At 69.0% G+C, this 216-nt stretch carries 1 protein-coding gene; it reads left to right on the top strand.

Annotated elements, in window-relative coordinates:
* The coding region (locus WDW90_RS41345) for a transposase (protein WP_336493153.1) at nucleotides 1-216 on the top strand (216 nt) is incomplete at both ends.

The raw sequence follows: 216 nt of genomic DNA, 5'->3' as shown, positions 1-216 counted from the left end.
CGCCTTCCGGATCGCGCCTGGGCAAGCGCATGAGCTGCCCCAGGCCATCCCGCTGCTCGATCAACTGCCGGGCGTGCCGAGGTGGGTGGTAGCCGACCGCGGCTACACCAGCCATCGCTTCCGCGAGCACATCTGGCGCATGGGTGCACGGCCTGCGATCCCGCCGCAGCGGCATGAGGCTCCTGTCGCCTGTCCGGAGTGGATCTACAACAACCG

This window comes from Methylobacterium nigriterrae, assembly GCF_037106235.1.
Taxonomy (GTDB): domain Bacteria; phylum Pseudomonadota; class Alphaproteobacteria; order Rhizobiales; family Beijerinckiaceae; genus Methylobacterium; species Methylobacterium nigriterrae.
The sequence above is the reverse complement of the archived record's forward strand: the minus strand, read 5'-3'. Positions and strand labels throughout refer to the sequence as shown.